This is a genomic window from Pseudomonas sp. HMWF006 (assembly GCF_003061205.1).
Taxonomy (GTDB): domain Bacteria; phylum Pseudomonadota; class Gammaproteobacteria; order Pseudomonadales; family Pseudomonadaceae; genus Aquipseudomonas; species Aquipseudomonas monsensis.
The window spans coordinates 1-564 of the sequence record NZ_QAIU01000096.1; the positions used below are offsets into that span (position 1 = coordinate 1).

The following is a 564-nucleotide window of genomic DNA, read 5'->3' on the forward strand; positions in this document are numbered from 1 at the left end:
GGGTTGACGAATGCGGCGATGACGTCGATATCCCCGGTGCCCCCCTCCATGCTTTGTTGATCCTGAACCCGACGCAACAGCGCGATCTGATCACGCAACTCGGCAGCGCGCTCGAACTCGAGATTGATCGCCGCCTCTTCCATCGCCGTGGACAGTTCATTGGTCAAGGCATGACTGCGCCCCTCAAGGAACATCACCGAGTGACGCACATCTTCGGCGTAGATCTCAGGCTCGACCAGTCCGACGCAAGGCGCCTTGCAGCGTTTGATCTGATACTGCAGGCACGGCCGGGTACGGTTCTTGTAGTAGCTGTCTTCGCATTGACGGACGAAAAAAGTCTTTTGCAACAAGCTGAGACTTTCACGGATGGCACCGGCACTCGGATACGGACCGAAATACTTGCCCTTGGCCTTTTTCGCGCCTCGGTGGATGCTCAGCCGCGGGAACTGTCCATCGGACAAAAACACATAGGGGTAAGACTTATCGTCGCGCAGCAGGATGTTGTACGGCGGCCGCCATTCCTTGATCAGCGTCTGCTCAAGCAGCAACGCCTCGGTTTCGTTG

General features: G+C 57.3%; 1 protein-coding gene. It reads right to left on the reverse strand.

The window, feature by feature from the left end:
- Positions 1-564: UvrB/UvrC motif-containing protein (locus DBR24_RS03840; RefSeq protein WP_256591267.1), on the reverse strand; the 564-nt coding region annotated here is incomplete at both ends.